A 25,690-nucleotide genomic window follows, 5' to 3' on the forward strand; every position below is an offset into this window, starting at 1 on the left:
TCAGTCCTCGCCCAGCACCGCCCGGATCACATGCCGGGCGTTGCCCGCCATCGCCGGGTTGGTCGTACGGTAGTGGGGCAGCGCGATCAGCGCCTGCGACAGGGTCCGGCCACGGCCGCGGATCCAGGTCGCGTCGTCCACCGCGAGCGCGTCGCAAAAGACCTCCCGCGCGTCGGCGGGCAGCAGGTTCCACGCGGGGAACAGGTCGCAGGCCGGGTCGCCCACGCCCATGCACCCGAAGTCGATCACCGCGGTCAGCCGGCCGCCGTCCACCAGTAGATTGCCCGGCATCAGATCGGCGTGCAGCCACACCGGCGGGCCACTCCAGGCCGGGGCGCGCAGCGCGTCCTCCCACACGGCGAGCACGGCGTCGCAGTCGATCCCCTCCTCCGGGATCCCGCGCAGCTCGTCGACGGCCGCCCGCGTCGCCACGTCGAGCGCGGCGAGGGGCCCGCCGCGATAGGCCGGGGGCGCGCCGGGCAGGGTGAGGCCGCGCATCGCGCCCACGAACCCGGCCAGGTCCTCGGCCAGCAGCAGGGGCTCGGTCAGCGCCCCGGCCTCGGGGTTCTCCCCCGTCAGCCACCGGTGCACCGACCACGCCCAGGGAAAACCCTCGGCCGGCCGCCCGGCGCCGAGCACCTCGGGGATCGGCGTGGGCAGCAGCGGCGCGAGACGCGGCAGCCACTCCTGCTCCATCGCCACGTCCTCGGCTCCGCCCCGGGTCAGCGGCAGCCGTACGGCCATGTCGTCGCCCAGCCGGTACACGGCGTTGACCGTCCCTCCGGAGGGGAAGCGCACGACGGGCAACCCCGCCCACCGGGGAAACCGCGAGGCCACCAACCGCCGTACGAGGGCGTCGTCGACGGGGTGTGCGTCGGGGTGCGGCTGCGCGGTGCTCATGGGCCACCATCCGATCGTCGCAGGGCGGAGGGCGTCAAACCCTTTTGTGCCGCGCCCCTCTCACGCCGGGACGAGCGAGCGCATGCTGTCCGTGGGGCTCGGCCGCACGTCGACGCGCCGGCGCAGCCGCTCCCGTACTCCGGGCCACTCCTCGTCGAGGATCGAGTAGAAGGCGGTGCCGCGCACCGTGCCGTCCAGGCCCCGGGAGTGGGCCCGGTGCACTCCGTCGAGGGTCGCGCCGAGTCGTTCGATCGCGGCGCGGGAGCGCAGGTTGCGGGCGTCGGCGCGCAGCGAGACGCGCCTGACGCCCCAGGTCTCGAAGGCATGGCGCAGCATCAGCAGTTTGGCCTCGGTGTTGATGCCGGTGCCCTGAGCACGGGCGGAGAGCCAGGTGCCGCCGATCTCCGCCGCGTCGGGGACGGCGGTGGCCACCGGTCCCAGCGGGCCGCGCGGGGCCGGCGGCCAGGGCACCGGCCCCTGCCAGTAGTCCAGTTCGCAGAACCGCGTCGAGCCCACGACCCGGCCGTCCGCGACCCTGACGGTGACGAACGGCAGGGCCCGGCCCGCCGCGCGAGCCGTCAGCGCGTCGGCGACATACCGCCTCGTCGCCTCGACGCCGCACGGCACGGGGGTGAAGGCATAGCTGCCGCGGTCCTCGGCGGCGGCCCCGGCCAGGGCCTCGACGTGGTGTTCGGCGAGCGGCTCCAGCCGGACGGTGCGGCCGTGGAGGGTGACGGGTTCGGGCACGGGCCTTGCGTCCTTGAGCGAAGGGGCGGGGTGGGTGAGGCGCCCGGTCGACGGCACGGCGGACGGTTCTCGCCACCGTTGCGTGCGGGATGTGGATCAGTGTGGGGCCCGAGGGCCGCTTTGGGGAGGACCGGTACGTGAAGGGATGCCGACGCCGGGATGAATGCGGGGTGGGCCACGGTCCTCGGCGCCCAGGGACGGGTCCGGGGCACCCGTTAGGGTGATGTTGATCAACCCGTCAAGAAAGGCCCCGCACCCCAAAGTGACCGCCTCACGCCCTCACGCTCTCTTCTCCTTCGGCACGCTCAGGGACGAGCGGGTCCAGACCGCCCTTTTCGGCCAGGCCGTGCCGACCTCCCCCGCGTCGCTCGCCGGGTACACCACCCGGCCACTGCCGATCACCGACCCGGCCGTCATCGCCACCAGCGGCCTGGACGTCCATCTGACCCTGGAGCGCGAGTACGGCGCCTCGGTCGAGGGCGCGGTGCTGCGCCTCACCGACCAGGACCTCGCCGCGGCCGACGCCTACGAGGTCGACGACTACACCCGCCGGCGGGTCCTGCTCTCCTCCGGGGAGAGCGCCTGGGCCTACCTGGACGCCCGGCCGCTGCGCCCGGCGGCGCGCATCGTGATCGTGGGCGACAGCATCGCGTACGGGCGCTGCGATCCTCGGGGCGGGTGGGCGGCCCGGCTGGCGGCCTCCCACATCGCCGCGAACGAGGCCGGCCACCGGGTCTTCAACCTGGCCATCCCCGGCAGCACCCTGGCCCAGGTCGGCGAGCAGACACCGGCCCTGCTGGCTCCCCGTCTGCCGGACACCCTCCTCGTCGCCGCCGGGATCAACGACTCCGCCGTACCGCTCGCCCCCGCGCAGTCTTCCCGCGACGCACTGGCGCACCTCACGGACAGCCTCGACTCGCTCGCCGCGACCGCCCACGCCCATAACGCCCGGCTCGTCGTCATGGGACCCACCTGGCTCGACGAGGAGCGCACCACGGACTACGGGGGCCTGCGCTTCACCGAGGCCCGGGCGCTGGCCGTACGCGAGTCCCTGCGCGCCTGGTGCCGGGAGAACCACATCGACTACCTCGACATGTGGGAGCCGCTGCACGGCAAGAGCGACCTGCTGGTGGACGGCCTGCACCCGGCGGCCGAGGGACACGAGGCGCTCTACCAGCACCTCCTCACCGTCGGCCGCTGAGCGCGGGGGCCGGGGCGACGCTCGGTGGTCCGCCCCGCCGACGACAGCCTGCCCTCGTACAGAGAAAGCGCGGCCGCGCTGCTCACCCGCCGGGTGCTCACCTTCCTCACCCGCCTCCAGGACGGCGCGGCCACGGCTCGCCCGTGACGCACCGGCCCGACGCGCAGGAGGCCGGGCGGTCGCGGGTGGGGCGTTCCGGCAGGGGGACGGGAGCGCGGCCGGGCGGGGTGCGGGGGGAGCCGGTGGTGGTGGCCGCGTGCGTGGTCAGGGCGGTGATGTGGTCGGCGAAGTCGGGGTCGGGCAGGGGCAGGTCGAGGTCGTCGTCGACGTACGAGAGGGCGGCGGGTATGTAGTCGAGCACGGCGTGGACGAGATCGGGCACCGGCAGGGGGCCGGTGCGCAGGGCGCGCAGGATGCGCAGGGTGGTGGTCAGGTCGACGTCCCCGGCGGTCGTCCGGTGGGCGCCGAGGGTGTCTGCCTGGTGGTGCCACCAGTCGGCTTCGGGGTGCTCGCCCAGGGCTCGGTGGTGCAGGCCGAGGCAGAAGGTGGCGGCCGCGTCGCCCGCTCCCGCCGCGTACTGCCACCAGAACCGGGCGGACTCGGGGCGGCCGGTCAGATGCAGCATGCAACCGAGGACCCGGGCGCCCGCCGGCTCGGGCAGCGCGCGGGCGAAGAAGAGCGTGAGGTCGTCGAGCGCGTCGGGGTGGATGACGAACATCTCGCAGACGACGGTGAGGTCCTGGGCCGCGCTGAGCTCGTCCAGCGGGGGCCCGGGCTCGGACAGGAGCGCGCGCCAGACCGCCGGCCGGGAACGCCCCGGCCGGGCCGCGAGGCGGGACGGCGGGGCGCCGACCCACGCGGCGAGGCGCTGCTCGGCGGCGCCGACCTCGGCCTCGGTGCAGGGCCGGTGGGTCAGACGGGCCCGGGCGAGCACTGCGTCAATGGGCGATGTCATCAGCGTGTCCCTCCTCGGTCTGCTGGGCCGCCAGGCCGAGGGTGTGGCGCAGCCGGCGCTTGGCGTGGCGGGCGGTGGAGCGGACGGCGGCCGCGGTGATGCCGAGGTGGTCGCCGGCCTGTGCGGGGGTCAGGCCGTGCAGGTGGAGCAGCACCATGACGTCCATCTGGCGCGGCGGGAGCTGGTTCATGGCGTGGAAGAGGGCGAGGCTCTCCTCCAACTGGCCGATGGGGTCGGCGGTGCGGGTGAGCGCCACCGTCTCGAAGGCGGCCGCCTCCAGCAGCGCCGGGCGGCGGCTGCGGGCGCGGGCCAGGTCCAGGGTGCGGCTGCGCAGCACGCTCCAGGCGTACGCGGCGGGGTTCTCCTTCGACAGGACGACCGTCCAGATCATCAGGAGCTGCTCGAAGGCGGCGTCGACGGCTTCCTCGGCGTCCGCGCGGTGGTTGAGGATCGTCTGCGCCCAGCGCAGATAGACCGGCCGGTGCATATGGTGGAACGCGCTGAAGTCCACCGGAAGTTGCTGGTTCGTCATCGCGGGTCTGCCCGGCGCGCCGTGCGGGAGTTCCTGGGTCACCGGTCTCCCTCACCGCCCGTGCGCAGCAACTCGCTCACGCCGGTGCGTACGCCGGCGGCGGCCGCGCGCCGCAGTAACAGGGCCGCGTCGCGGCCGAACACCCGCAGCGCGAGAACCGCCAGGACCACATCGCCTACCCGATCATTCGTCACGAGACCTCGGGCTCCTTTCTGGTGCACGACGGGGCCCGTCCGTCCCGCCCCCCGACGGCCCCGGAAGGCGCCGGTGCGGGCCTTCGAACAGATGACGCCCGGCGGCGCCGGAATGTGCAACCGCGGAGCCGTGAAAGGTCACCGGGCACTTGCGCTCCCGTCCCGAACATGCGTTTGCAGCGCCTTTCCCGCTGCCCGTCCGGGCAGGCGGCGAGGGTACGTACGTCTCGACACCCGGCGCCTGACCTGCCGTTCGCGCGGTCGGCGGAGCGCACTGGCGCAAGATTGCGCAAACCGGAAGCAACGCAACGTCCGTGGCGCATGTGATGCAAGACACACGACAGGCGAGGCAACCGATTTCGCCGGGCGCCGTCGGGGGACCGGCGCCGGGGGGCTATCGTGCACCTGCTCACAGCAGGAACGATCTTTGTCGAGGAGTGAGAGACATCAGACGCATATGTGCCGCGGCGTTGCTCGCCGGGTCCCTTCTGGCCGCGCTGCTCGTCCCGGCCCCGGCCGCCGTGGCGGACCCGGCGCCGATGCCCACCACGGGCGCGGTCTTCAACGACCCGCAGGGCACCGTGGCCGAGCAGAACGCGATCAAGGACCACATCATCGGGGCGATCGACAACACCCAGAGCGGGCGCACGCTGCGCGCCGCCCTGTACGCCCTGACCGACACCGTCTACAGCGACGCGCTCACCCGCGCCCACGACCGGGGTGTGCAGGTCCGGGTCGTCCTGGACTACTCGTACTCCACCTCCACCGCGGCCACCCAGCTGGTCGCCGCCCTCGGCAAGGACATGACCCAGCCGTCCTGGGTCCATGTGTGCCCGAAGGACCGGGCGTGCATCGCGGACACCACGCTCGAACCGAGCAAGAACCACATCAACCACAACAAGTTCTTCCTCTTCTCCCGGGTGGGAGACCCCGGTGTCGCCGAGGACGTGGTGATCCAGACGTCCGCCAACCAGACCGCGGCGAACACCTCCCGGTTCTGGAACAACGCCTACACCTCGGTGGGCAACACGGACCTCTACACCGCGTACACGGCGTACTTCAACGACCTCGCCGCCGAGAAGCGCAACGCCGACTATTACCGGCAGGGCAGCACGGCCGGGGGCGAGAAGTACTACTTCTTCCCGCAGTCGACCGGCGACCTCATGGTCGACGTGCTGAACAACGTCTCCTGCACCGGCAACACGACGGTCGGCTCCGCCTCCCACAAGACGGTCGTCCGCGTCGCCGCCTACGCCTTCACTCGCACCGAGGTGGCGAGCAAGCTGCGGCAGCTGGCCGACCAGGACTGCTGGATCGAGGTCGTCTACAACGACACCAGCCAGCTCGCCACCCTCGGCAACCACGCCCGGATCAAGCCGTACCGGCTGCACCTCGACAACGGCACGCCCGACAGCGAGGCGGACGACCTGTTCGTCCACTCCAAGTACCTGCTGGTCGAGGGGAACTACGCGGGGCACCCGGACACCAAGTGGACCTTCACCGGCTCGCACAACCTCGACGTCTCCTCGCTCAGGGAGAACGACGAGGCGCTGCTGCGCGTCGAGGGCGCCGCGACCCACGACGCCTACCGGACGAACTTCCTGGCGATGCGCGCCAAGGCGACCCTGACCGGCTGACACCGACAACCGGAGGCAGCCATTCCTGACATGTCGGGCTTGCTGGTACGCCGGGCGGGGCTGCGGCCCTTCCCGGCGCACCACGGCTCCTCTTCCGGGGAACACCCATGCGACACTGACGCCGTTCCGATCACGGCAGCACCGAAATGTGCATGAAGGAGCGGCGTCGTTGAGCGTCACCATTGAAGGACAGATAGACATCGCGGGCCCGGTGGGCAAGCTGCTGCACCGCCGCCCGCTCAAGAACAGCACCGTGATGCAGTCGTTCCACACCGACCCGGTGTCGGGCGATATCTTCGTGCTCCAGCTGATGCAGGGAGGGCTCACCCTCAGCGGGGAGTCCGCTCCGGTCGACTACGACACCCGCAACAGCCGCGGCGACATGTGCGTGACCCGCCTCAACCGGTCGGGCGCCATCACCGGATACATGTATCTGCGGGGCTTCGGCCACGGTGTCAACCTCGGCGTCGAGAACCGCAACGGCACCATCCGCCTGTGGACCGAGACGGCCTCGCAGCCCAACTCGAAGAACGAGGGCTTCGGTACCTCCATCACCAACTTCGACTTCCGCTCGGGTTCGGTGCTCGACTTCGGCTCCTCGCTGCACGCCAAGCCGTACCGCCCCACGCCGACCGCGCTCTTCGCCACGCCCACCATCGACCGCAGCTCCAACGAGCTCGTGGTGCGGTTCTACTCCGACGGCGCGACGCACTTCGAGCGGTACGACCTGGCCAAGGCCTCGGCGGGCGTCTTCGAGCCGCTCCAGCGCGTCGAGCTGCCCGCGGACCTGGGCGTCTTCCAGGGGTACGCCTCCCACCGGGGCGTGCTGTACATGCTCAACGGCGAGTCCAGCACCGCCACCAGGAACCCGCCGCCGGGCAACACCTACATCACCGCGATGGAGTGGGCCACCGGCAACGTCCTGGCCCACCAGTTCATCACCGCCGCGCCGGGCCTGGAGTGGCGCGAGCCCGAGGGCATGCACGTGGACACGCGCAACGGCGTGACCAACCTCCACTTCGGCTTCGCCTGCGAGGACCCCGGCCCGCGCACCTGCACCCTCCTGACGATCCCGGACACCGTCGAGGTCGACGGCGTCAAGGTGATGACGGACTGGACGCCCATCGCGCTCGCCTCGGGTGTCACCGCCGACGTGAACCCGCCCCAGGGCCGGCTCATCAGCGTCGCCGGCACCACGACGCTCCAGCTCAGCGGTGGCGTCAAGGGCAGCTTCACGGGCGACGTGGACCTCGGCACGCTGCCGGACGCGCTGACCCCCAGCGTGGCGGCCCGCTGCAACGTCCCGCGCAACAACAACGGCGGCACGTGCGTCGCCCGGGTCGAGGCCGGTACCGACGGCGTGCTGCGGCTCTTCGGCGGGCGTGACACCAACGCCATCACCTGGGCCCAGCTCGACAGCTTCAGCGCCGTCTGGCGCTGACCGCGCCCCCCGACCTCTCCGTCATCTCGTACCAGGCCTCGTCAAGGAGACCAACCAGCATGTCCTACAACCGCCGCAGCATCCTCGGTGCCGCCTTCGCGCTGCCCGCCGCCGTCGCCGTCGCCAACATCGCCACCGCCACCCCCGCGGCCGCCGCGGGCGTGGAGGCCGGCGACTGGGCCGACCTCGTCCTGGAGCCCGGTGTGACCGCGCAGACCGGCGCGACCCCGCAGGTCCGCCTCGTCACCATCGCGGGCACCCAGTTCCTCCAGGCCCGCGGCATCATCAACGGCAGCTTCGCCGCCGACACCAAGGTCGCCACGCTGCCCGCCGCCATGGCCAGGCCGACCTCGTACATCCGGGCCACCGCGCCCCGCAACAACAGCCAGGGCATCAACTCCTGCCGCTTCGAGGTGAACACGGCCGGTTCCGTGACCATCTTCGGCGGCAACTCGGGCAACGCGATCACCTGGGTGCAGTTCGACTCGGTCCAGACGATCTGGCGCTGACACCGACCGCCTGACACCCCGTCCTACGGCGGCCCGCTCAGGCCTCGGCCCGAGCGGGGCCGCCGCGCCGCCGGGGCCGCCCCCCGTCGGGGCCCCGGCGGGTGCGCGACCGGCCCGCCCGCAGCCGGGCCTCGCGCGGTCACGTCAGGGCGCCGGGACGGGCTGCGGCGGGGGCGGGCCCACATAGCGGGCCGCCGGGCGGATGATCTTGGAGTCCGTCGCCTGCTCCAGGATGTTGGCGCTCCAGCCGACCACGCGCGCCGCGCAGAACGTCGGGGTGAACATCTCGCGCGGCACCCCGCACAGCTCCATGACCACGCCCGCGTAGAACTCCACGTTGGTGTGCAGTTCACGGCCGGGCTTCAGCTCGGCGAGGATCGCCTCGACGCGCCGCTCCACCTCGACGGCGAAGGTGACCAGCGGGCCGCCGATGCCCTCGGCGATACCACGCAGCATCCGCGAGCGCGGGTCCTCGGTGCGGTAGACGGGGTGGCCGAAGCCCATGATCCGGTCGCCCGCGAGGACGCGCTCGCGCACCCAGGCGTCGATGCGGTCGGGCGAGCCGATGGCGTCGAGCGTGTCCAGGGCGCGGCTGGGGGCGCCGCCGTGCAGCGGGCCGGAGAGCGCCCCGACCGCCGCTACCAGCGACGCCGCCATGTCTGCGCCGGTGGAGGCGACGACGCGCGCGGTGAAGGTGGAGGCGTTGAAGCCGTGGTCGACGGTGGAGATGAGGTAGCGCTCGATCGCCCGGACACGCTCGGCCTGGGGCTGTGAACCCGTCATCATGTAGAGGTAGTTGGCGGCGTACGAGAGGTCGTCGCGCGGCTCGACGGGTTCGAGGCCCTGGCCGAGCCGGTACAGCGCGGTCAGCAGGGTCGGGACGGCGGCGCAGGCCGCGAGCGCGTCCGCGCGGCGCTGTTCGGCGTCGAGGTCGTAGACCGGCCGCAGCCCCTGGGCGGCACCGAGCAGCGAGAGCGCGGTGCGCAGTCCGGCGAGCGGGCCGGAGGCCGCGCCCGCCGCGGCGATACCGGGCAGGGCCTCGCTCACCTCACGGGGCAGTCGGCGCAGGGTCGCGGTGCGGGCGGTGAAGTCGGCGCGGGCGGCGGCGTCGGGCAGTTCGCCGTGGAACATCAGATGCCAGACGTCCTCGAAGCTCCGGGTCCGCGCGAGCTCGACGGCCGAGTACTGGCGGTAGTGGTAGAAGCCCTCGCGGCCGCGGACGTCTCCGAGTGCGGTGTCCGTGACGACGACGCCCGCGAGCCCGCGGGGCACTGCCGGGGTGGTGGTCGGCATGGTCGTGGTCGGCATGGTCTGTTCCTCCCTCGATCTCCCTCAATATTGATTCGACTGTCTATGATTGACGAGATTCCTGTCAATATTGATTGAATCAACGTTGATCGATCTTGGATACGGTGACCTCATGACGGATCAGTCGCGACTCACCACCCGCGAGGCGGCCGAACGGCTCGGTGTGAAGCCGGAGACGGTGTACGCGTATGTCAGCCGTGGCCAGCTCAGCAGTGAGCGGGCGCCCGGCGGGCGCGGCTCGACCTTCGACGCCAAGGAGGTCGACGCGCTGGCCCGGCGCAGCGCCCGCCGCGAGCCCGCCGTACGCACCGGCGAGCTGGCCTTCCGTACCGGACTGACCTTCATCGACAGGGACCGCTACTACTTCCGTGGCGTTGACGCGGTCGAACTCGCCGGGAGATACGGCTTCGAGGAGGTCGCCGAGTGGGTGTGGACCGGCACGCTGCCGCGCGGCGCCCGGTTCACCGCCCCCCAGCAGTTCCTCGACGCGGCGCGGCTGGCGATCGGCGCGCTGCCCGCGCACAGCGGCGCCATGGACCGGCTGCGGGCCGCCGCGGTCGCCGTCTCGGCCGCCGATCCGCTCCGCTTCGACCTGGAGCCCGCGGCGGTGCTCGGCTGCGCCCGGACGCTGATCCCGACCCTGGTCGGGGCGCTGCCGCCGGTGGGCAAGCGCCACCGGGGCGCCGAGCGGCTCGCCTGGCAGCTCTGGCACCGCCTCACACCCAGGCTCCCCGACGAGGCGTCGGTCAACGTACTGGACACCGCCCTCGCCCTGTTGATCGACCATGATCTGGCCGCGTCCACCCTCGCGGCCCGGGTCGCGGCGTCGGCGCGCGCCCATCCGTACGCCGTCGTCTCGGCGGGGCTCGGCGCGCTCGACGGTCCGCTGCACGGAGCCGCCAGCGGGCTCGCCCACCAGATGCTGGCCGAGGTGCTGGAGCGCGGCGGCGCGGCCCCCGTGGTCGCCGCGCACCTGCGTTCGGGTCGCCGGGTGCCCGGCCTCGGCCACCGCCTCTACCCGGGCGAGGACCCGCGCGCGCAGGCCCTGTTCACACTGCTCGCCCAGGTTCCGCAGGCCGAGGAGGCGCTCGCCGCCGCCCGGGACGTGGTCGCCACCACCGCCCGGCACACCGAGCTGCACGCCAACGTCGACCTCGCGCTCGCGGTGTTCAGCGTGGCCTGCGGAATGCCCGCCGAGGCGGGCGAGACGGTGTTCGCGGTGGCCCGCACGGCGGGCTGGATCGCGCACGCCCTGGAGGAGTACGAGGAGCACCCGCTGCGGATGCGCCCGAGCGCCCACTACACGGGCCCTCGCCCGCCACAGCCGCTGCCGTGACGGGCGAGGGAAGACACCTTTCGGGCTGCGGCGTCAGCCGTCGATGCGGTGCTGGGTCCAGAACGACGTCAGGTCCGTGGTCGTGGCCGCCTGGGCGGCGGCCTTGAACTCGGCGGTGGTGGAGACGCCGTACCAGTGCGCGGTGGCGTAGTCCTTCAGGAGTGTGGCCATCGCGGTGTCACCGAGGACGCGCCGCAGGTCGTGCAGGGCGCACTTGCCGTAGCCGTAGACGACGGTGGAGTAGCGCGAGGAGTGGGCATCCCAGTAGGCCATCGAGTTGGTGATCTTCTCGGCCGACGACGCCCAGGAGACGCTGTTCCAGCAGCCGCTGCCGGTCTTGTTCAGCGCCAGGTCGGTGGCGTAGTCGGTGAACGACTCGTCCAGCCAGGGGCTGGTGTACTCGTCGTCGCCGACGATGCCGTAGAACCACTGGTGGCCGATCTCGTGGGTGAGCGCGGTGGTGCTGACCAGGTCGAGGACGAAGCCGGGGTACTCCATGCCGCCGAACCAGTAGTTGTTGTCGATCACCGCGTCCAGCTCGCCGTACGGGTAGGCCCCGAAGCGTGCCGCGTGGCTGTCCACCGCGCTCTTGGCGGTGCTCAGCATCGACTGGGCGTCGGTGGAGCTGATGCCCGAGACGGAGTAGATGTTGATCGCGGTCCCGGCGGCCGAGGTGCCGGAGATCTTGCTGAACGGACCCGCCGCCCAGGCGAAGTCACGGACCTTGGCGGCGGTGGCGGTGGTGACCGTACGGCCGCTGGAGCCGGGGGTGTCGACCGAGGTGCCGGTGGCGGGCACGAGCAGCGACGACGGGTGGTCGAGGGTCACCTTGAAGTCGGCGGCCAGGGAGTAGAACGACTCGCCGTTGTTGGTGTACGGGTCCAGGTGCCAGCCGGCCCCGTCCTTGACCGCGAGTACGGGCAGGGCGTTGCCGATGTTGTTGAACGCCCCGTCGTGGCCGAAGCGGTCGGCTCCGCTGGGCACGGTGATGCCCAGGTCGAAGCCGATCGTGGCGCTCTGGCCCTGGGCGAGCGGGGCGGGAAGGGCGATCTGGAGGGCGGTGCAGCCCACCGAGAGCGAGCCCGCCGTGCCGCCGGTGACGTTGGTGACGGTGATCGGCATGGCCGAGCAGGTGCCGTGGTAGTTGTCCCACAGCCGCAGATACACCTCGCTCAGCGGCGTGGCGGAGGCGTTGGTGAAGGTCGCGCTCTCGTGCCCGTTCCAGACCGAACCACTCGTGTCACTGCTGAGGTTGACGGTGTACGCGGGTGCGGCGGGCGTACGGGTGGAGTCGCCCGGCGGGGTGGTGTCGCCGGAGGTGTTGAGGGCGATGTCGTCGACGACGAAGCTCGTCTGGAGGCTGGAGTCCTCGGTGCCGGTGAAGGCGAGGCTCACGGTCTGCCCCGCGAAGGCCGACACGTCGAAGGACTTCTGGACGTAGCCGGTGTTCTTGTTGAGGTTGGAGTAGGTCGCCAGCGTCGTGCTGCCGATCTTTGCCGTCAGCTTGTCGTACTGGGTGGACGACGTCGTCTCGGCGGTGTCGATGTGCAGCCAGAAGGTGAGTGTGGCGGAGGCGCACCCGGAGGGGATGGTGACGCTCTGGGAGAGGGTGTCGGTGTGGGTGCGGCCGACTCCGTCCAGCCAGGCGAAGTAGCTTCCGCCGTGGGCGCTCTGGCCCGCGCGGTTGGTGATCACGCTGGTCTGGGACTGGGTCCAGGGCGAAGTCCCGCTCTCGAAGCCGCCGTTGGCGACGGCCTGGGCCGGGGTGCAGGCGGCGGCCCGGGGGGCGGCCTGCGGGGCGGCCGCCGCGGCGCTGCCGGTCAGCGAGAGGCCGGCCAGCGCGGCGACGGCGAGTGCGCCCGCAGCGAGGGCCTTGTGGGGGGTGGGTCTCACACGTGACTCCTTTGACGCGGCCGGGATTCCGGCGTGCTCGGTGGCCGCTCGTCGGCTCGGGTTCGCCGGGGGCGGCCGCGGACTGCGCGTATCGCTGACGCGATCGCTGCGGTGAGATTTCTGCCGCGCCTCCCCGGGGCGGTCCAGGGCGGCGACTGCCGGAAAGCCTGGCAGATTTGACCAGAGCATGCCATCAGGACCAGGTAAAACTGTCTTCTGCTCGTCACCTCCTCCCCCCCTCGCCGGTGGCGGCGATCCGCACACGAGGCGGCGCCGGAGTGCGAGGTGAGCGCCGGCTGAGCGTGCATCAGAACAAGCCGAGTGGCGCTAAAGTGATCATCTCGCACCTCAGTTCAACTGAGCTCTACTTTCGGGGGATTCATGCGTCTCAAGCACGCCCTGGCCGCCTGCACGACGGTGGCCCTGGCCGCCGTGGTCGTCCCGGCGGCCGCCACACCCGCCGCCGCGGCCCCGCTCACCACGTCGTCCAGCCTGAGAGCGACGGACTATTCGTTCGCCGGCAGCGTGAGCCTCGGCTGGCGGATCAGCCCGTACCGCCTGGACCCGGTCACGATCAGCGTCCAGGACACCTCGCCCGACGGCTACGCCATCGGCGCCCGCCTGGTCACCAACGGCGCCAACGGCCACATCGTCTGGCGGATGCGGACGATCCCGACGGGCCAGGACACCGCGACGTGGACGACGTACGCGGAGCCGGGCGGCTACATCGACAACGCCTACATCGAGGTCTGCAAGATCAAGGTGAGCACGGGCGTCATCGCGTACTGCCAGGCCTCGGACGTGATGAGCGCGCCGTTCGACGACTCCTCGGTGTGAGGCGTCCGGCGTGACGGATGACGGTCGCGCGCGAGGGAGGGTGGCTCGTCAGGCCACCGGGCGGATCCGTCCCCCGGCCCTCTCCCCGAGCGCGGCCGCCAGCCGGTTCCGGGCCTCGGTCTGGGCGGCGATGCGGGCGTCGAGGACCGCCAGCCGGTCCAGGGCGACGCGCAGTCCCCGGTCGGACGGGGGCGCGGCGGACACGTCGCCGTCCAGGCAGGGCAGGAAGACCTGGACGTCCTCCAAGGTGAGCCCCGCGCCCAGCAGATGGCGGATGTTGCGGACCCGGACGGCCATGCGCTCGTCGAAGACGCGGTAGCCGTTGGCGGCCCGCTCCGAGGCGATCAGGCCCGCCTCCTCGTAGTGGCGCAACGCGCGTGCCGTCGTGCCGGTGGCCTTCGCCAGTTCGCCTATCCGCACCCGCTCCACCTCCCGGACCAGATGTATCACGCCACCACCGCCCCTCCGTCGACCGGGAGGACCACCCCGGTGACGAACGACGCGGCCGCTGCGGCGAGGTGGGTGATGGCTCGGGCGACGTCCTCGGGTCGGCCGATCCGGCCCAGGGGGGTGTGCGCCAGCTGCCAGGCGCGCAGCGCGGCCAGCCGCTGCGGTGTCAGGCCCTGGTGTTCTCCGATCGGCGTCTCGATCGCTCCGGGCGCGACCGCCGCCACCCGCACGCCCCGCGGCGCCAGCTCGACGGCCCAGCTGCGGGTCAGCGTCTCCAGCGCGGACTTGGTGGCCGCGTAGAGGGAGTTCCCGGGCCAGCCCCGCTGCCCCACCGACGTACTGACGTTGACGATCACCCCGCCGGACGCCTCCAGGGACGGCAGCGCGGCCTGTGCCAGCAGCAGCGGCGCGACCAGGTTGGTGGCGATCTGCGGGGCGATCAGCCCGGGGTCCAGGGTGGCGAGCGCACCGCTGCGTACGATGCCGGCGTTGTTGACCAGCACATCCAGACGGCCGTGCAGCTCCAGCGCGCTCCCCACGATCCTCGCGGGCTCGCCCCCGGCGGTGATGTCGGCGACCAGCGGCGTGATCCGCCCGCGGCCGGCGGCGGTCTCGTGCAGCGGTTCGGCCCGCCGCCCCACAGCCAGGACATGGGCGCCCTCGTCGGCGAAGGCGTGCGCGGTGGCCCGGCCGATACCCGTGCCGGCGCCGGTGACGACAACCACTCTGTCGGCGGTGGTTGAGTGAGCGGTGGTGTGGGTGTTCATGCCGCACATCGTTCAACCCTGCCGCCAGTGACAGGGTCAAGCAGAGGCTCTACGCGAGAGGCCTCGCCCCGGATACGACAGCGGACGTATTCCGGCTCGACAGATGCGCACAGGTCCTGCGCCCGCAACCGGGCGGGACGACAATCCTGGTGGCCCACCGGGCTGTTCCGGACAGCCGGACGGCTCCGAGCCGCAGAAACGGACCTCATGGACAGGTCCCATCACCATGGCCGGGGGGACGAACCTCATGACCGATCCCGTGACCGTCGGCGCGATCACCGCGGTCCTGGTCCGCTGGGCCCAGCACACGGCCGGTGTCGCCGTCGACGGCATCGTCGGCGACCGGGCCCGGTCCGTGTGGGACGCCGTCGCCCAGCGCTTTCGCGGCGACCCCCAGGCGGACGGCGCCCTGCGGCGCCTCGGGGACCAGCCGGGCAACACCAACCGCCGCGCGGCGGTCGCGGACCACCTGGAGGAACTCATGGCGGCGGACGCGGAGTTCGCCCGGACGCTGGCGGCACTCGTCGCGGCCGAGCGCGAGGGGCGGACCCAGGGGTCCCGGGTCGAGAACTCCGGCGCCGCCGTCGTCGGCGGCGGCAGCGTCGACATCCGCGGCGGCGGTATCGCGGCGGGCCGGGACGTCACCGTCAGCGGCTTCTTCCAGCAGCGGACCACCGACGGGCAGGAGCCGCCTGGGGCGGACTCCGGCCGGACGGCCGGCTGAGGCCATGCGGTACAGAAGAGTCAACGCGGCACTGGCCGCCGCCGTCCTCGTCCTGGCCGCCGCCGCTTGCGGATCCCCGGGCGGACACGAGGACACCGTACGGCCACCGGCGACGGCGGTCACCGACGGGGGCGGTCAGGAGTCCCCGTCGCCCGGCGACCCCGACGCGAGTGGCACACCGGACGGCTCGACGACCACCGACCCCGGCCGGAGCGGCTCCGGTGGCACCAGCTCGTCCGGTCCCGGGAGTACGAGATCCCCGGACCCGGAAGACACCGGATCCACCGGCCCGGGCAAGGGCAGCTCCACCCGCTCCTCCCACTCCCCCGGCAGCGGCGGCAAGTCCGGCCCCTGCGGTCTGCCGTCCCCGCCCACCGGCACGACTGGTGGGCGGCGCACCCAGACCGTGGTGTTCCCCGGACCCGGCACCGCCCATACCTATCCGCACACCAGCGTCGCCCTGCACGCCTGCGCGACCTCCGGTCTGCCCGTGCGCTACGCGCTGGCCGACGAGTTCGGCGACTGCCGGCTGACGACGGCGAACGGCACCACCAGCGTCACCATCGGAAACAGCACCACCGGCAAATGCACCGTCCTCGCCTCCCAGGACGGTGACGCCACCTGGGCTCCGGCCGGGCCGGTGCGCGGTGACTTCGCCGTGGGCTACCAGGTGGTCTCGCTCTCCTGGGCCGACGCCAGACAGCCCATGAGGTATCCCTCCGCGCCCGTCGCCGTCCGGATCCACGTCTCCAGCCCCGACCCCTTCAAGGGCGGGCTGATGAACGTGACCGCCGAGGGAGCCTGCGCGCTCGTGGACACACCGCAGACCATCGGCGTCAACGATCCCATCGTCACGGTGAAGGTGCGCCCGTCGAAGCCGAGCGGCGCCTTTGGAGTGTGCCGGATGAACGGCTCCATGGCGTCCGACCACACCGCGACCCGGGTGTATCTGCCCGAGCGCGCCTATACGGTGACCGCGTCGGGCAGCGCCGTGCCGTCGGCATGACGGCGGACGCGCAGGAGCCCGAGCAACCGGCGGGGCCGCCCTTCGGCGTGCGCGACATCGGCCCCGTCGTCCAGGGGTCCGGCAGCGTCACCATCCGGGCCCACGGCATCGCGGCGGGCCGGGACGTGCACGTGGGCGCGTTCCAGCAGTTCCTGATCCAGCAGAGCGCCGCTCCCCGCACCCCCGCCCCGGCCCGCTGCCCGTACCCGGGGCTCCAGCCCTTCGGGGAGGAGTGGGAGGCGTTCTTCCACGGCCGGGCCGAGGAGAGAGACGAGGTGCTGCGCCGGCTGGTACGGCAGCCGGTCAGCGCGCTGGTGGGGCCCTCGGGCAGCGGAAAGTCGTCCTTGCTGTACGCGGGGGTGCGCTTTCGACTGCGCGATCGCGGCCTTCCCGGGCTGCCGCGCTGGACCGTGGGGCATCTCGTGCCCGGTGAGCTGCCGGTGGAGCGGCTCGCCGAGCAACTGCGCGACGCCTGGGGCCCGGTGGAGGGCGGCGGTCCGCTGCCGGAGGCGGCGGACCTGCGGCGCGATCCGGCGCTGTTCGGGCGGTGGTCGGCGCGGCTCGCGCGGGCGAGCGGTGGCCGGGTGGCGTGGCTGGTCGACCAGTTCGAGGAGCTGTTGCAGCCCACGGTCCTGGAGGCGGACCGCCGGTGCGTGGAGGAGGCCCTGCTCTCTGTCGCCGACGAGGCGGACGGGCTGGCTCATGTGCTGGTGGCGCTGCGCGCCGACCTGTACCACCGGCTGGCGGCGAGCGCCCCGCTCGCCCGGCTGGTGACGGAGCATCAGTACTGGCTGCTCCCGCTCTCGGACGCCGGGCTGCGCGCCGCGGTACGGGGCCCGGCGGAGGCCGTCGGCTGCCATGTCGAGGAGACGCTGGTCCGGCGGATCATCGAGGACGCCGGCGCCGGGGCGGGCAGTCTGCCCCTGATCGCGTACACCCTGAAGCGGCTGTGGGAGCTGCGGACCCCGGAGAACGAGCTGACGCTGTCGGCGTACCAGCGGCTCGGCGGCATCGGCGCGGTCCTGGAGGAAGGGGTGCAGGGGATCTGGCGCGCCCTGGATCCGGATCTGCACGCCACCGTACGGAGGGTCTTCACCCGCCTCGCCTATCTGGGCGCCGGGGAGCGGCCGACGCGGCACCGGGCGCCCGCGGCGGAGCTGGTCACCGAGGCGGACAGCGAGGCGGCGGTGCTCGCGGCCGTACGCCCGTTTGTCGAGGCGAGGCTGCTGCTCGTGGACCGGGAGCGGCGGACGGCACAGCCGACGCTGGAGGTCGCCCACGAGGTGCTGCTGGAGAAGTGGCCACTGCTGCGGCAGTGGCTGTTCGAGGACGTCAAGGCCAAGCGGCTCCAGGACGAGATCTCCGCGCAGACGCGCCGCTGGCTGGAGGAGCGCAGGGACCCCGGTTTCCTGCTGCCGGCCGGGCAGCTGCGCGGCATCGACGAGCTCGACGGCGCCCGCTGGTCGTTGAACCCGGCCGAGCGGGACTTCGTCCGGGCCTCGCGCGCGGCGGAGGACGACCGGCGCCAGGCCGAGGAGCGCACCAGGAAGGCGGAGAAGCGGACGCGAACCGTGCTCCGGCAGCAGGTGTTCATCACCCTCGGGCTGGTGCTGGCACTGGTGGCCGGGGTGGTGGTGTACCGGCAGTGGCGGACCGCCGACGAGGCGAGGACGACCGTGGAGGCCCTGCGGCTCGCGGCCCAGGCGCGGACGGCGGCGGGCGAGCGGCGCGACGCGGCGGCGCTCATCGCGCTCGCCGGCGTACGGGTGCGCGACACCCGGGCCACGCGCGAGACGCTGGTGAACGTCCTGTCCTCCCCCGACGGCCAGTTGGCGTCCCTCGTCCCGGATCTGCGCGGCGTGGCGGCGAACGTGCTCGCCCCGGAGCTCACGGCGCGAGGGTCGGCGGTGGTGGGCTGCTCGGACGGCACCGTGCGCCTGGTGGACCCGCTCACCGGACGGGAGGTGCGCCGCGCGGGGACGCGCCACGAGGACACGGTGACGGCGGTGGCCCTGACGCGGTCGGGCCGGCTGGTGTCCGGGGACGAGGCGGGGTCCGTGGTGGTGCAGGACGTGGAGGGCCGACAGGCCGCCGTACGGGCCGGGTCGCCGACACGCGTACGGGTGGGCGCGGTCGCGGTCGACGAGTCGGCCGGGGTGCTGCTGTCCGGAACGGACGACGGCGCACTGCTGCGCTGGCGGTTGGTGCCGGGCAAGGCGCCCCTGCCCCTCCCGTCGGTCAGGCTGCCCGGCTCGGTGTCGTCGATCGTCGTGGACGAGAGGGAGCATCTGGCCGCGGTGGCGGCGGGCGGGCATGTGGTGGCGGTTCGGGTCGCGGCGGTGGGCGAGGCGACGGCGGCGGATGCGGAACTCCACGCGGCTCCCTATGGAATCCGGCTGGCCATGGGCCCGGACCGGCGCCCCGTGGCGGTCGACGGCACCTGGATCAGCGGCTGGCCGGGCACGCGGGCGCTGGCGGGCACGCCCGCCACGGCGGCTGCTCCCGTGGCCACGGCCGTGGTGGCGGACCCGCTCACGGGGGTGGTGTACACGGGCGACGAGGTGGGCCGGGTGCGCGGCTGGGTGCTGCGCGGCTCCCCCGTACCGCAGGGTGCGACCCGTACGGGGCCTCCCGGCCAGGCGGTCCGGGACCTGGCCACGGACGGCCGGACGCTGGTGGCGCTCAGCACCGAACACCGGCTGGTGTCCTGGGACGTGACGGGTCGGCGCTCCCCCGCGTCCCAGCCGGTGGGCACGTTCGGCGCCGCGGTCACCTCGCTCGCGTACGGCCCCGGCGGCGCACTCGCCGTGGGTACCGCCGACGGCGGCGTCCGCCTCCTCGCCACCCCCACCTCGTGGAGCACCGGCGGCTCCGAGGTGTCCGGCCTGGCCTGGCGCTCGCCCACGGCGCTCCTGGCGCTCACCGCCGACGGGGCCCTGCGCGAGCTCGACACCCGGACGGGCGCCCAGCACGTGGTGGTTCGCCACCCGCACGCCGTGGACGTGCGCACGGCCCCCGACGGCACGGCGGTGGCCGCCTGGCGGGAGGGGCCGGTGCTGCTCCTGACACCGACGGGCGCCGACGGCCCGCCGGTGCGGACAGGCGGGTCGGGCGAGGTGAGGTCGGTGGCGCTGGGCCCGCACGGCGAGCTGGCGGTGGGCGTGGGGGGAGGGGAGCGGTCACGCGTCCTCCTGTGGAGGGCGGACACCGCCTACACCTCCCCGCCGGCGGAGTTGCGGGCCCACGACCTCTACGTCCCCGCCCTGGCGTTCTCCCCGGACGGCCAGATGCTGGCGAGTGGCAGCGACGACCGCCGTGTCATCCTCTGGGAGACGGGCTCCGGCCATGCGGCACGGACGCTGACGGGCCACACCGACACCGTACGTTCGCTGGTGTGGGGCGAGGACCTGCTGGCCTCCGGGGCGGAGGACGGCACGGTCCGCCTCTGGGACCCGGCGACGGGCGCCCCGGTCGGCAGCCCCCTGCGCTACAACGAGGGCGATGTCACCGCCCTCGCCCTCGCGCCCGGCGGACGCGCCGTGGTGGCGGGCAGCGCGACGACGGTGGTGCGCTGGCCGTTCGCCCTGCGGGAGTGGGAGGCGCTGGCGTGCGTCGTCTCCGGGGGCCGGATCACCCAGGGGACCTGGCGGACCTATGCGCCGGGTCATGCGCCGGGGGCGCTGTGCGGGCGGTGAGGCCGCCACGGGGCGGCGGCCGGGGTCACGGCGTTCCCGGCTGCTCGCCGTCGTAGGTCTTCGACCCCTCCTCGAGGCTCCAGGCCGTCACGAACGGCATGAGGTCCTTGATCTGGACGCCGGCGACCACTCCCCTGGCCGTGGGGAGGAGCACGCGGATGCCGGGGTGGTAGTCGAAGAGCACCTGGCGGTCCCGGCCGCACGGGCCGACGACGCCTCGGCCGAGGTTGCCGACGGCGACGATGGTGGAGAGCTCGCGGGCGCCGGAGGCGCGGGCGTTGCCGAGGGCGACGAGTTCGGCGCAGGGCCCGCCGGTGAAGTGGTAGAGGTTGATGCCGCCGTACATCGTGCCGTCGGCCCCGCGGACGGCGGCGCCCATGGTGTGGACACCGGCCTCCCCGTCGGTGTTGGCCTCGACGATGGCACGGGCGTACTCGATGAGTTCGAGGTCGTCGGCGGTCAGTTCATGGGTCGGGATCTGCATGCCCGCAGGCTACGGCGGGGGCGGCCGGGGTGGCGAACGGTTTGGCGGCGGCCTAATCGCCGCCCGCGCGGGCCGCCGCTTCGGCCCCGGTGCCGGGCGCTCCTTCGGCGGGTTCCGCGGACCCGTTCGTACCGCTGCCCCCGACGACGCATAGTTCTGGCCAAAACACGGGAAATTACTTGATCGCGCCATCGTCATGAAGTCCTAATGGCCGCGGGGGGTCCTGTCGTGGTGACGAAGAACGCAGCCGGAGAACTGAAGAGCAGGTCAGCGGTCCCACGGCCGCTCTGCCACGCGATGCGCGCCTGCGGGCGCCGGGCCGCCGTCCCCCGCGGCGCGCACCGGCGCGGACGAGACACCCCCTCCTTCACCCCCATGCCCTCCGTCGCGTCGGCACAACGCCTCGACGGAGGGTCCCCCCTGTGCACAGTACGGAGTGAAATGTCCGAAGACACCGCCACTTTGAGCGATGCCGTCACCTATCTGGAGCTGCTGGCGATGCGGGCCTCCCGCGGCGCCTTCAGTCATCCGGCCTCCCAGGCGAGGCGGGGAGGCGCTCCCCCGCACGTCGTGGAGGACCTGGAGCGCGCCGAGCAGCTGGCGCTCGGCATCGAGCAGCAGATGGCCGACCTGGAGCGGCGCAAGAACGAGCTCGCCCTCCTGATGGACTCCACCCGCGCCCTGGCCGAGCAGGGCGACCTCGACTCGCTGCTCACCACCCTCGTCCGCCGCACCCGGCTGCTGCTGCACGTGGACATGGCCTGGGTGCTGCTCCTCGACAGCGACGACGGGTCGTGCATCCGCGCCGCCGACGGCGCGATCTCCGTGCTCGGCGGGGTCGCCCGCGTCCCCGTCTGGCAGGGTCTGAACGCCGTCAACGCGGTGGGCCAGTCGCCCGTGTGGACCGCCGACTGCCACCGGGACGACACCCTGCCGCGCTCCGAGCACATCGAGGCCGTCGTCCTCGAAGAGGGGCTGACGGCGCTGCTCGCGGTGCCGCTGCGCAGCGAGGGCAGGGTGGTCGGGGTGCTCTTCGGCGGCGACCGGGTCGCCCGCTCGTACACGGCGGACGAGGTGGCGACGATGTCCACCGTCGCCACCTACGCCGTCTCCGCCGTGAAGTCGGTCCAGGCCCTCGACCTCGCCCGCGGCCGGGCCGGTGACCTCGCCGCCGAGGTCGACCGGCTGCGTGCCCGGGAGCGGGCCCAGCGGCATACCGCGGAGAGCGGCCGGCGGCTCGTCGAACTCGCCCTCGGCGGCGTCGACGTGAAGGCGTTCGCGGCCACCGCGGGCCGGCTGCTCGACGGCGCCCTGTGGCTGCGCGACGAGAACGACGACACGATGGCGCGCGGCGACGGCCGGTGGGACGACGTGCAGGAGCTGGCCGCCGCCGCCTTCACCGCCCGCGCCGAGCAGCGCGTCGTCCACCTGGACGACGGCACCGTGGTCGCTCCCGTGCGGGCCGGGGAGGAGGACCGGGGCGCGTTCGTCCTGCGCTGCGGGGCGGACCGCGCGCCGGACATGGACCTGGTGCGGTACGCGGTCCAGGCGGCGGCGATCCTGGTCACGCTCAACCGGGGCGCCGAGTCCGCCGACCGCAAGTTCCGCGACGAGGCGCTGGACCGGCTGCTGGACGGCGTGCCCTTCAGCCGCCGCTGCCAGCGCCGCCTCAAGGGGCTCGGGCTCGACCTGAACCGGCGGCACGCTGTGATCGTCACCCCGTTCCCGGCCGGCGAGGGACATGCCCTGTCGACCTGGACGTCGACCTTCGTCTGGCTCCGCGGGGGCGCCAGAACGGTCCACAACGGCCATCTCGTGATCCTGCTGCCGCACTCCGACGCCCGCGAGGCCGCCCGCGACGTGAAGCAGCGGCTGGCCAAGACGCTCGGCCGCCCGGTCCCGGTGGGCGCGGCCTCGGCCAGCGGCGGTCCGCAGGAGCTGCTGGCCGCCTACCGGGAGGCCGCCGCCTGTCTGGACGTCCTGACGATCCTCGGCAAGGAGGACGCGGACGCCCCGGTGATGGCCGACGAACTCGGCTTCGTCGGCATGCTGCTGGGCGGCAGCCGTGACATCGGCGCGTTCATCGAGCAGACGCTGGGCCCGATCCTCACCTACGACGAGCGGCGCTCCACCAATCTCGCGGCCACCCTGGAGGCGTACTTCGCGGCGGGCGCCAGTCCCACGTACGCGGCCGAGGCGCTGCGGGTGCACACCAACACGGTGACGCGGCGCCTGGAGCGGGTCTCGCAGCTCCTCGGCCCCGAGTGGCAGCAGCCCGGCCCGGCCCTGGAGATCCAGCTCGCCCTGCGCCTGTCCAAGGTCAGCGGGTCCCTGCGGGGCCACGCGGTGGCCGGGCAGGGTGTGAGCTGACCGGCCGCGCGGGGCTCACCGCGCCCGCCCGGGTACGCGTGCCGGGGCGGGCGCGGGCGCAGTCGCACTCGCGGGCGCAGTCGCAGTCGCGAAGACAGGCCCTCAGTCAGGGGCGTGCGCCGCGAGGAAGTCGTCGACGACGCGCTCGATGTACTCGGCCGTGATCTCCCGCCCGGCGAGCAGACGCCGGTACATCAGCGGGCCCGCCAACTGGTCGACGGCCAGGTCCGCGTCGAGGTCGGCGGCCAGGTCGCCGCGCGCCGCCGCCGCGTCCAGGACGGTACGGAAGACGCGCGAGCCCTCGCGGTAGAGCGCCTCCTTGAGCTGGGCGAAGACCGGGTCGACCCCGGCGCGTTCGATGACCGCGCGCAGCCCGCGGTCGCTCACCGGGTCGTGCAGCAGGCGCCGCAGCCCGTCGAGTTCACGGACGAGGTCCTCGCGCAGCACGCCGGTCGGCGGGGTGTGCGCGGTGGAGATCCGCTCGGCGATGACGTCCCGGACCAGACCGGAGGCGTCCGGCCAGTGCCGGTACAGGGTCGTGCGGCCCACACCGCTGCGGGCGGCCACGGCGACATGGGTCACCGCCGCCCAGCCCTGTTCGATGAGCAGGTCGCGGGCGGCGGCCAGGGCGGCGGCACGGCTGCGCTCGGCGCGCGGATCGGGCCCGCGGCCCGGTGCCTCGGAGGTGCGGCTCGGCTCGGTGGGGGCGGACATCCGGCTCCGTCCTGTCGTCGTGGTGGCACGAGTGTAGGGCGCGCGGCCGGCCCGCCTGCCCCAGCGCGACGGCGTCCGCGCAGGTCACGCCGGTCGACGGCACAACACCCCGGCCCGTACCGCCTGTTGTCGACAGTCTGCCCCGAACCAGCTTATGGAACAACTTGCCCCACAACTTTGTGTGGGGCATGCTGTTCCATAGGTACGGAACACGATGCACCGCTGCATTGCCGGTCCCGGCGTCTTCCCCCGCCGCCGCGCCGCCCTGAACCATCCCGAACCGCCGCCGCAGCTGTCCGCAGCACCACCGACCCCGCACGCGAGAGGACCCCTGCCATGACCGCCACCGAGGGCCGCGTCCAGCCCGATCTGACGCTGATGTACGCGACCCACGACGCCTTCCGGCGCGACCTGGGCCTGCTGGCCGCGGCCGCCCGGGAGAACGGCACCGCGCCCGGCTCGCCCTTCCGGACCGGGTGGGAGACCTTCCAGACCTTCCTGACGATCCACCACACCGCCGAGGACAAGGTGCTGTGGCCGCTGATGCGCGCCAAGCTCGCCGACAGCCCCGCCCAACTGCGGATGCTCGACGACATGGACGCCGAGCACGAGGCCATCGACCCGGCGCTGGAGGCCGTCGAGGACGCGCTGGCCCAGGGGCAGCAGCAGCGGCTGCCGGCGCTGGTCGCCGCAGTGGCCGACAAACTGGTCCACCACCTCGACCACGAGGAGCGGGCGGCCCTGCCGGTCGTCCTGGAGGTGCTCAGCGCCCAGGAGTACGACACGTTCGGCGCCGAGCAGCGGCGGATGCTGGGCGTCAAGGGCGGCGCCCTGTACTTCCCCTGGGTGCTCGACGGCGCCTCGGAGGAGACCCGGCGCACCGCGCTCGCCGTGGTGCCGCCGCCGGTGCGCTTCCTCTTCAAGGCGGTCTGGCGCCCGCGCTACGAGAAGCGCACCCGGGCCTTCTCGCGCGCCGCGGCCTGAGCGCCCGTCCGCCGGGCGGCCGGAGCGCAGCCGCTCCGACCGCCCGTCCCGCGCACACGACGGTGCCCGGCGTCCGGAGGGGGACGCCGGGCACCGTGCCGTAACGAGGCTCAGGCGAAGTCGGCGACGTGCGCCTCGGCCCAGTCCTGGAAGCTGCGGGCCCGGCGCCCCAGCACGTTCCGCACGTCCGGGAACAGCCGCCCCCGGAAGTCGTCGCCGGACTCCAGCGCCTTGCGCAGCGCCGCCACCACGCCGTCCGCGGTCGCCTCCCCGTACAGCCCCGCCATGACCGCGCGGTGCTCCTCGATGGAGATCTGCTCGAAGCGCAGCTCCCGCCCGATCGCCGCGCCGAGCACCGCGACCTGCTGCCGTGCCGTCAGGGCCTCGGGGCCGGTCAGCGCGTAGACGCGGCCTTCGTGGCCCGGCTCGGTCAGCGCGCGCACCGCGACCTCGGCGATGTCCTGCGGGTCGACCAGCGCCTCGGGGAGATCGGCGACGGGGCTGCGCACCACGCCGTCCCCGCGCGCCGCCCGGGCCCAGCCGAGCGCGTGCGTCATAAAGCCGTTGGGCCGCAGGATCGTCCAGGCCAGGCCGGACTCCGTGAGCGCCTTCTCGGCCTGGCGGTGCCACAGGCCCAGCGGGGTGTCGTTCTCCTCCTCGACCTCCGCGACGCCGAGCGTGGAGAGCTGCACGATGTGCTCCACCCCGGTCTTGCGCGCGACGGCCACCAGGTTGGCGTCGTGGGTGCGCTTGTTGTGGCCGAGCGACATGAGGAAGACCTTGCGCACCCCGTCGAGCGCGTCCGGCAGGGTGTCCGGCAGCCCCATGTCGGCGCCCACCACCTCGACCCCGGCGGGCAGTTCGGCACGGGCGGGGTCGCGGGTCAGGGCCCGTACGGAATGGCCCGCCGCGTGCAGGCGCGCCAGCACCTTGCCGCCGACGTTGCCGGTCGCCCCGGTCACCAGAATGGTCATGTCTCTCTCCGATTCAGCTGGTTGGGAAGTGC

23 protein-coding genes are annotated in these 25,690 nt (G+C 73.3%); 11 read left to right on the top strand and 12 right to left on the bottom strand.

Annotation, left to right across the window (positions count from 1 at the left end; all coding sequences use genetic code 11):
- Both ABD236_RS08600 and ABD236_RS08605 read right to left on the bottom strand, forming a co-directional pair.
- Positions 1–900: an aminoglycoside phosphotransferase family protein gene (locus ABD236_RS08600; protein ID WP_344071966.1), complete on the bottom strand. Its 900-nt coding sequence runs from the start codon at positions 898–900 to the stop codon at positions 1–3.
- 60 nt (positions 901–960) lie between these two features.
- Entirely contained in the window at positions 961–1,647 is a 687-nt protein-coding gene (locus ABD236_RS08605; RefSeq protein ID WP_344071968.1) for a GNAT family N-acetyltransferase, read from the bottom strand.
- A 262-nt stretch (positions 1,648–1,909) separates the two neighbouring features.
- On the opposite strand from ABD236_RS08605, the gene ABD236_RS08610 reads away from it, so the two are divergent.
- A complete protein-coding gene (locus ABD236_RS08610) occupies positions 1,910–2,848 on the top strand; it encodes a GDSL-type esterase/lipase family protein (RefSeq protein ID WP_344071970.1) in 939 nt (312 codons plus the stop codon).
- Positions 2,849–2,954: 106 nt separating this feature from the next.
- On the opposite strand, the gene ABD236_RS08615 is transcribed toward ABD236_RS08610, so the two are convergent.
- The 3 genes from ABD236_RS08615 to ABD236_RS08625 are packed head-to-tail and all read right to left on the bottom strand — an operon-like array spanning position 2,955 to position 4,529.
- Entirely contained in the window at positions 2,955–3,803 is an 849-nt protein-coding gene (locus ABD236_RS08615; protein ID WP_344071972.1) for a hypothetical protein, read from the bottom strand.
- Positions 3,787–4,377 (bottom strand): RNA polymerase sigma factor, encoded by a 591-nt coding sequence (locus tag ABD236_RS08620; RefSeq protein WP_344071974.1) that lies wholly within the window; start codon positions 4,375–4,377, stop codon positions 3,787–3,789. Before ABD236_RS08620 ends, ABD236_RS08615 begins: the two co-directional genes overlap by 17 nt.
- The gene (locus tag ABD236_RS08625) at positions 4,374–4,529 is read right to left on the bottom strand and encodes a hypothetical protein (protein ID WP_344071976.1); all 156 of its coding nucleotides are present in this window, start codon (positions 4,527–4,529) and stop codon (positions 4,374–4,376) included. The genes ABD236_RS08620 and ABD236_RS08625 overlap by 4 nt, the downstream gene beginning before the upstream one ends.
- 470 nt (positions 4,530–4,999) lie before the next feature.
- Between ABD236_RS08625 and ABD236_RS08630 the strand changes: the two genes are divergently transcribed.
- From ABD236_RS08630 to ABD236_RS08640, 3 genes are all read left to right on the top strand, one after another.
- Entirely contained in the window at positions 5,000–6,166 is a 1,167-nt protein-coding gene (locus tag ABD236_RS08630) for a phospholipase D-like domain-containing protein (protein ID WP_344071978.1), read from the top strand.
- A 169-nt stretch (positions 6,167–6,335) separates the two neighbouring features.
- Complete coding sequence (locus ABD236_RS08635; RefSeq protein WP_344071980.1) at positions 6,336–7,607, top strand: phage baseplate protein; 1,272 nt, start codon at positions 6,336–6,338, stop codon at positions 7,605–7,607.
- Positions 7,608–7,666: 59 nt separating this feature from the next.
- Positions 7,667–8,116, top strand: a complete 450-nt coding sequence (locus ABD236_RS08640) for a hypothetical protein (RefSeq protein ID WP_344071982.1) — start codon at positions 7,667–7,669, stop codon at positions 8,114–8,116.
- Positions 8,117–8,260: 144 nt separating this feature from the next.
- On the opposite strand, the gene ABD236_RS08645 is transcribed toward ABD236_RS08640, so the two are convergent.
- On the bottom strand, positions 8,261–9,424 hold the full coding sequence (locus ABD236_RS08645; protein ID WP_344071984.1) for a citrate synthase: 1,164 nt from the start codon (positions 9,422–9,424) through the stop codon (positions 8,261–8,263).
- 112 nt (positions 9,425–9,536) lie between these two features.
- Between ABD236_RS08645 and ABD236_RS08650 the strand changes: the two genes are divergently transcribed.
- Positions 9,537–10,760 (top strand): citrate/2-methylcitrate synthase, encoded by a 1,224-nt coding sequence (locus ABD236_RS08650; RefSeq protein ID WP_344071988.1) that lies wholly within the window; start codon positions 9,537–9,539, stop codon positions 10,758–10,760.
- Between the two features lie 33 nt (positions 10,761–10,793).
- On the opposite strand, the gene ABD236_RS08655 is transcribed toward ABD236_RS08650, so the two are convergent.
- Positions 10,794–12,653 (bottom strand): M1 family aminopeptidase, encoded by a 1,860-nt coding sequence (locus ABD236_RS08655; RefSeq protein WP_344071990.1) that lies wholly within the window; start codon positions 12,651–12,653, stop codon positions 10,794–10,796.
- 381 nt (positions 12,654–13,034) lie between these two features.
- Here ABD236_RS08655 and ABD236_RS08660 point away from each other — a divergent pair, with 381 nt between their 5' ends.
- Positions 13,035–13,490 carry a hypothetical protein gene (locus ABD236_RS08660; protein WP_344071992.1) on the top strand — a complete coding sequence of 152 codons (456 nt, stop codon included), beginning with the start codon at positions 13,035–13,037 and terminating at the stop codon, positions 13,488–13,490.
- A 48-nt stretch (positions 13,491–13,538) separates the two neighbouring features.
- Here the strand turns inward: ABD236_RS08660 and ABD236_RS08665 are convergent, their stop codons facing one another.
- Together ABD236_RS08665 and ABD236_RS08670 are read right to left on the bottom strand one after the other, a co-directional pair.
- Positions 13,539–13,910, bottom strand: coding sequence for a MerR family transcriptional regulator (locus tag ABD236_RS08665; RefSeq protein ID WP_344072267.1), 372 nt, complete (start codon positions 13,908–13,910; stop codon positions 13,539–13,541).
- Between the two features lie 26 nt (positions 13,911–13,936).
- Complete coding sequence (locus tag ABD236_RS08670) at positions 13,937–14,716, bottom strand: SDR family NAD(P)-dependent oxidoreductase (RefSeq protein WP_344071994.1); 780 nt, start codon at positions 14,714–14,716, stop codon at positions 13,937–13,939.
- A 238-nt stretch (positions 14,717–14,954) separates the two neighbouring features.
- On the opposite strand from ABD236_RS08670, the gene ABD236_RS08675 reads away from it, so the two are divergent.
- The 3 genes from ABD236_RS08675 to ABD236_RS08685 are packed head-to-tail and all read left to right on the top strand — an operon-like array spanning position 14,955 to position 20,132.
- Complete coding sequence (locus tag ABD236_RS08675) at positions 14,955–15,431, top strand: hypothetical protein (protein ID WP_344071996.1); 477 nt, start codon at positions 14,955–14,957, stop codon at positions 15,429–15,431.
- Positions 15,432–15,435: 4 nt separating this feature from the next.
- Entirely contained in the window at positions 15,436–16,437 is a 1,002-nt protein-coding gene (locus ABD236_RS08680; protein WP_344071998.1) for a hypothetical protein, read from the top strand.
- On the top strand, positions 16,434–20,132 hold the full coding sequence (locus tag ABD236_RS08685; RefSeq protein ID WP_344072000.1) for an nSTAND1 domain-containing NTPase: 3,699 nt from the start codon (positions 16,434–16,436) through the stop codon (positions 20,130–20,132). Before ABD236_RS08680 ends, ABD236_RS08685 begins: the two co-directional genes overlap by 4 nt.
- 25 nt (positions 20,133–20,157) lie before the next feature.
- On the opposite strand, the gene ABD236_RS08690 is transcribed toward ABD236_RS08685, so the two are convergent.
- Complete coding sequence (locus ABD236_RS08690) at positions 20,158–20,616, bottom strand: cytidine deaminase family protein (RefSeq protein ID WP_344072003.1); 459 nt, start codon at positions 20,614–20,616, stop codon at positions 20,158–20,160.
- A gap of 441 nt (positions 20,617–21,057) precedes the next feature.
- Here ABD236_RS08690 and ABD236_RS08695 point away from each other — a divergent pair, with 441 nt between their 5' ends.
- The gene (locus ABD236_RS08695; RefSeq protein ID WP_344072005.1) at positions 21,058–22,986 is read left to right on the top strand and encodes a helix-turn-helix domain-containing protein; all 1,929 of its coding nucleotides are present in this window, start codon (positions 21,058–21,060) and stop codon (positions 22,984–22,986) included.
- Between the two features lie 102 nt (positions 22,987–23,088).
- Here the strand turns inward: ABD236_RS08695 and ABD236_RS08700 are convergent, their stop codons facing one another.
- Positions 23,089–23,700, bottom strand: coding sequence for a TetR-like C-terminal domain-containing protein (locus ABD236_RS08700; RefSeq protein WP_344072007.1), 612 nt, complete (start codon positions 23,698–23,700; stop codon positions 23,089–23,091).
- A 336-nt stretch (positions 23,701–24,036) separates the two neighbouring features.
- On the opposite strand from ABD236_RS08700, the gene ABD236_RS08705 reads away from it, so the two are divergent.
- Positions 24,037–24,684 (top strand): hemerythrin domain-containing protein, encoded by a 648-nt coding sequence (locus tag ABD236_RS08705; RefSeq protein ID WP_344072009.1) that lies wholly within the window; start codon positions 24,037–24,039, stop codon positions 24,682–24,684.
- A gap of 110 nt (positions 24,685–24,794) precedes the next feature.
- Here ABD236_RS08705 and ABD236_RS08710 read toward each other — a convergent pair whose 3' ends face one another.
- Complete coding sequence (locus ABD236_RS08710; protein WP_344072011.1) at positions 24,795–25,658, bottom strand: NAD(P)H-binding protein; 864 nt, start codon at positions 25,656–25,658, stop codon at positions 24,795–24,797.
- Between the last annotated feature and the right edge of the window lie 32 nt (positions 25,659–25,690).

The organism is Streptomyces crystallinus, assembly GCF_039521265.1.
Lineage (GTDB): Bacteria > Actinomycetota > Actinomycetes > Streptomycetales > Streptomycetaceae > Streptomyces > Streptomyces crystallinus.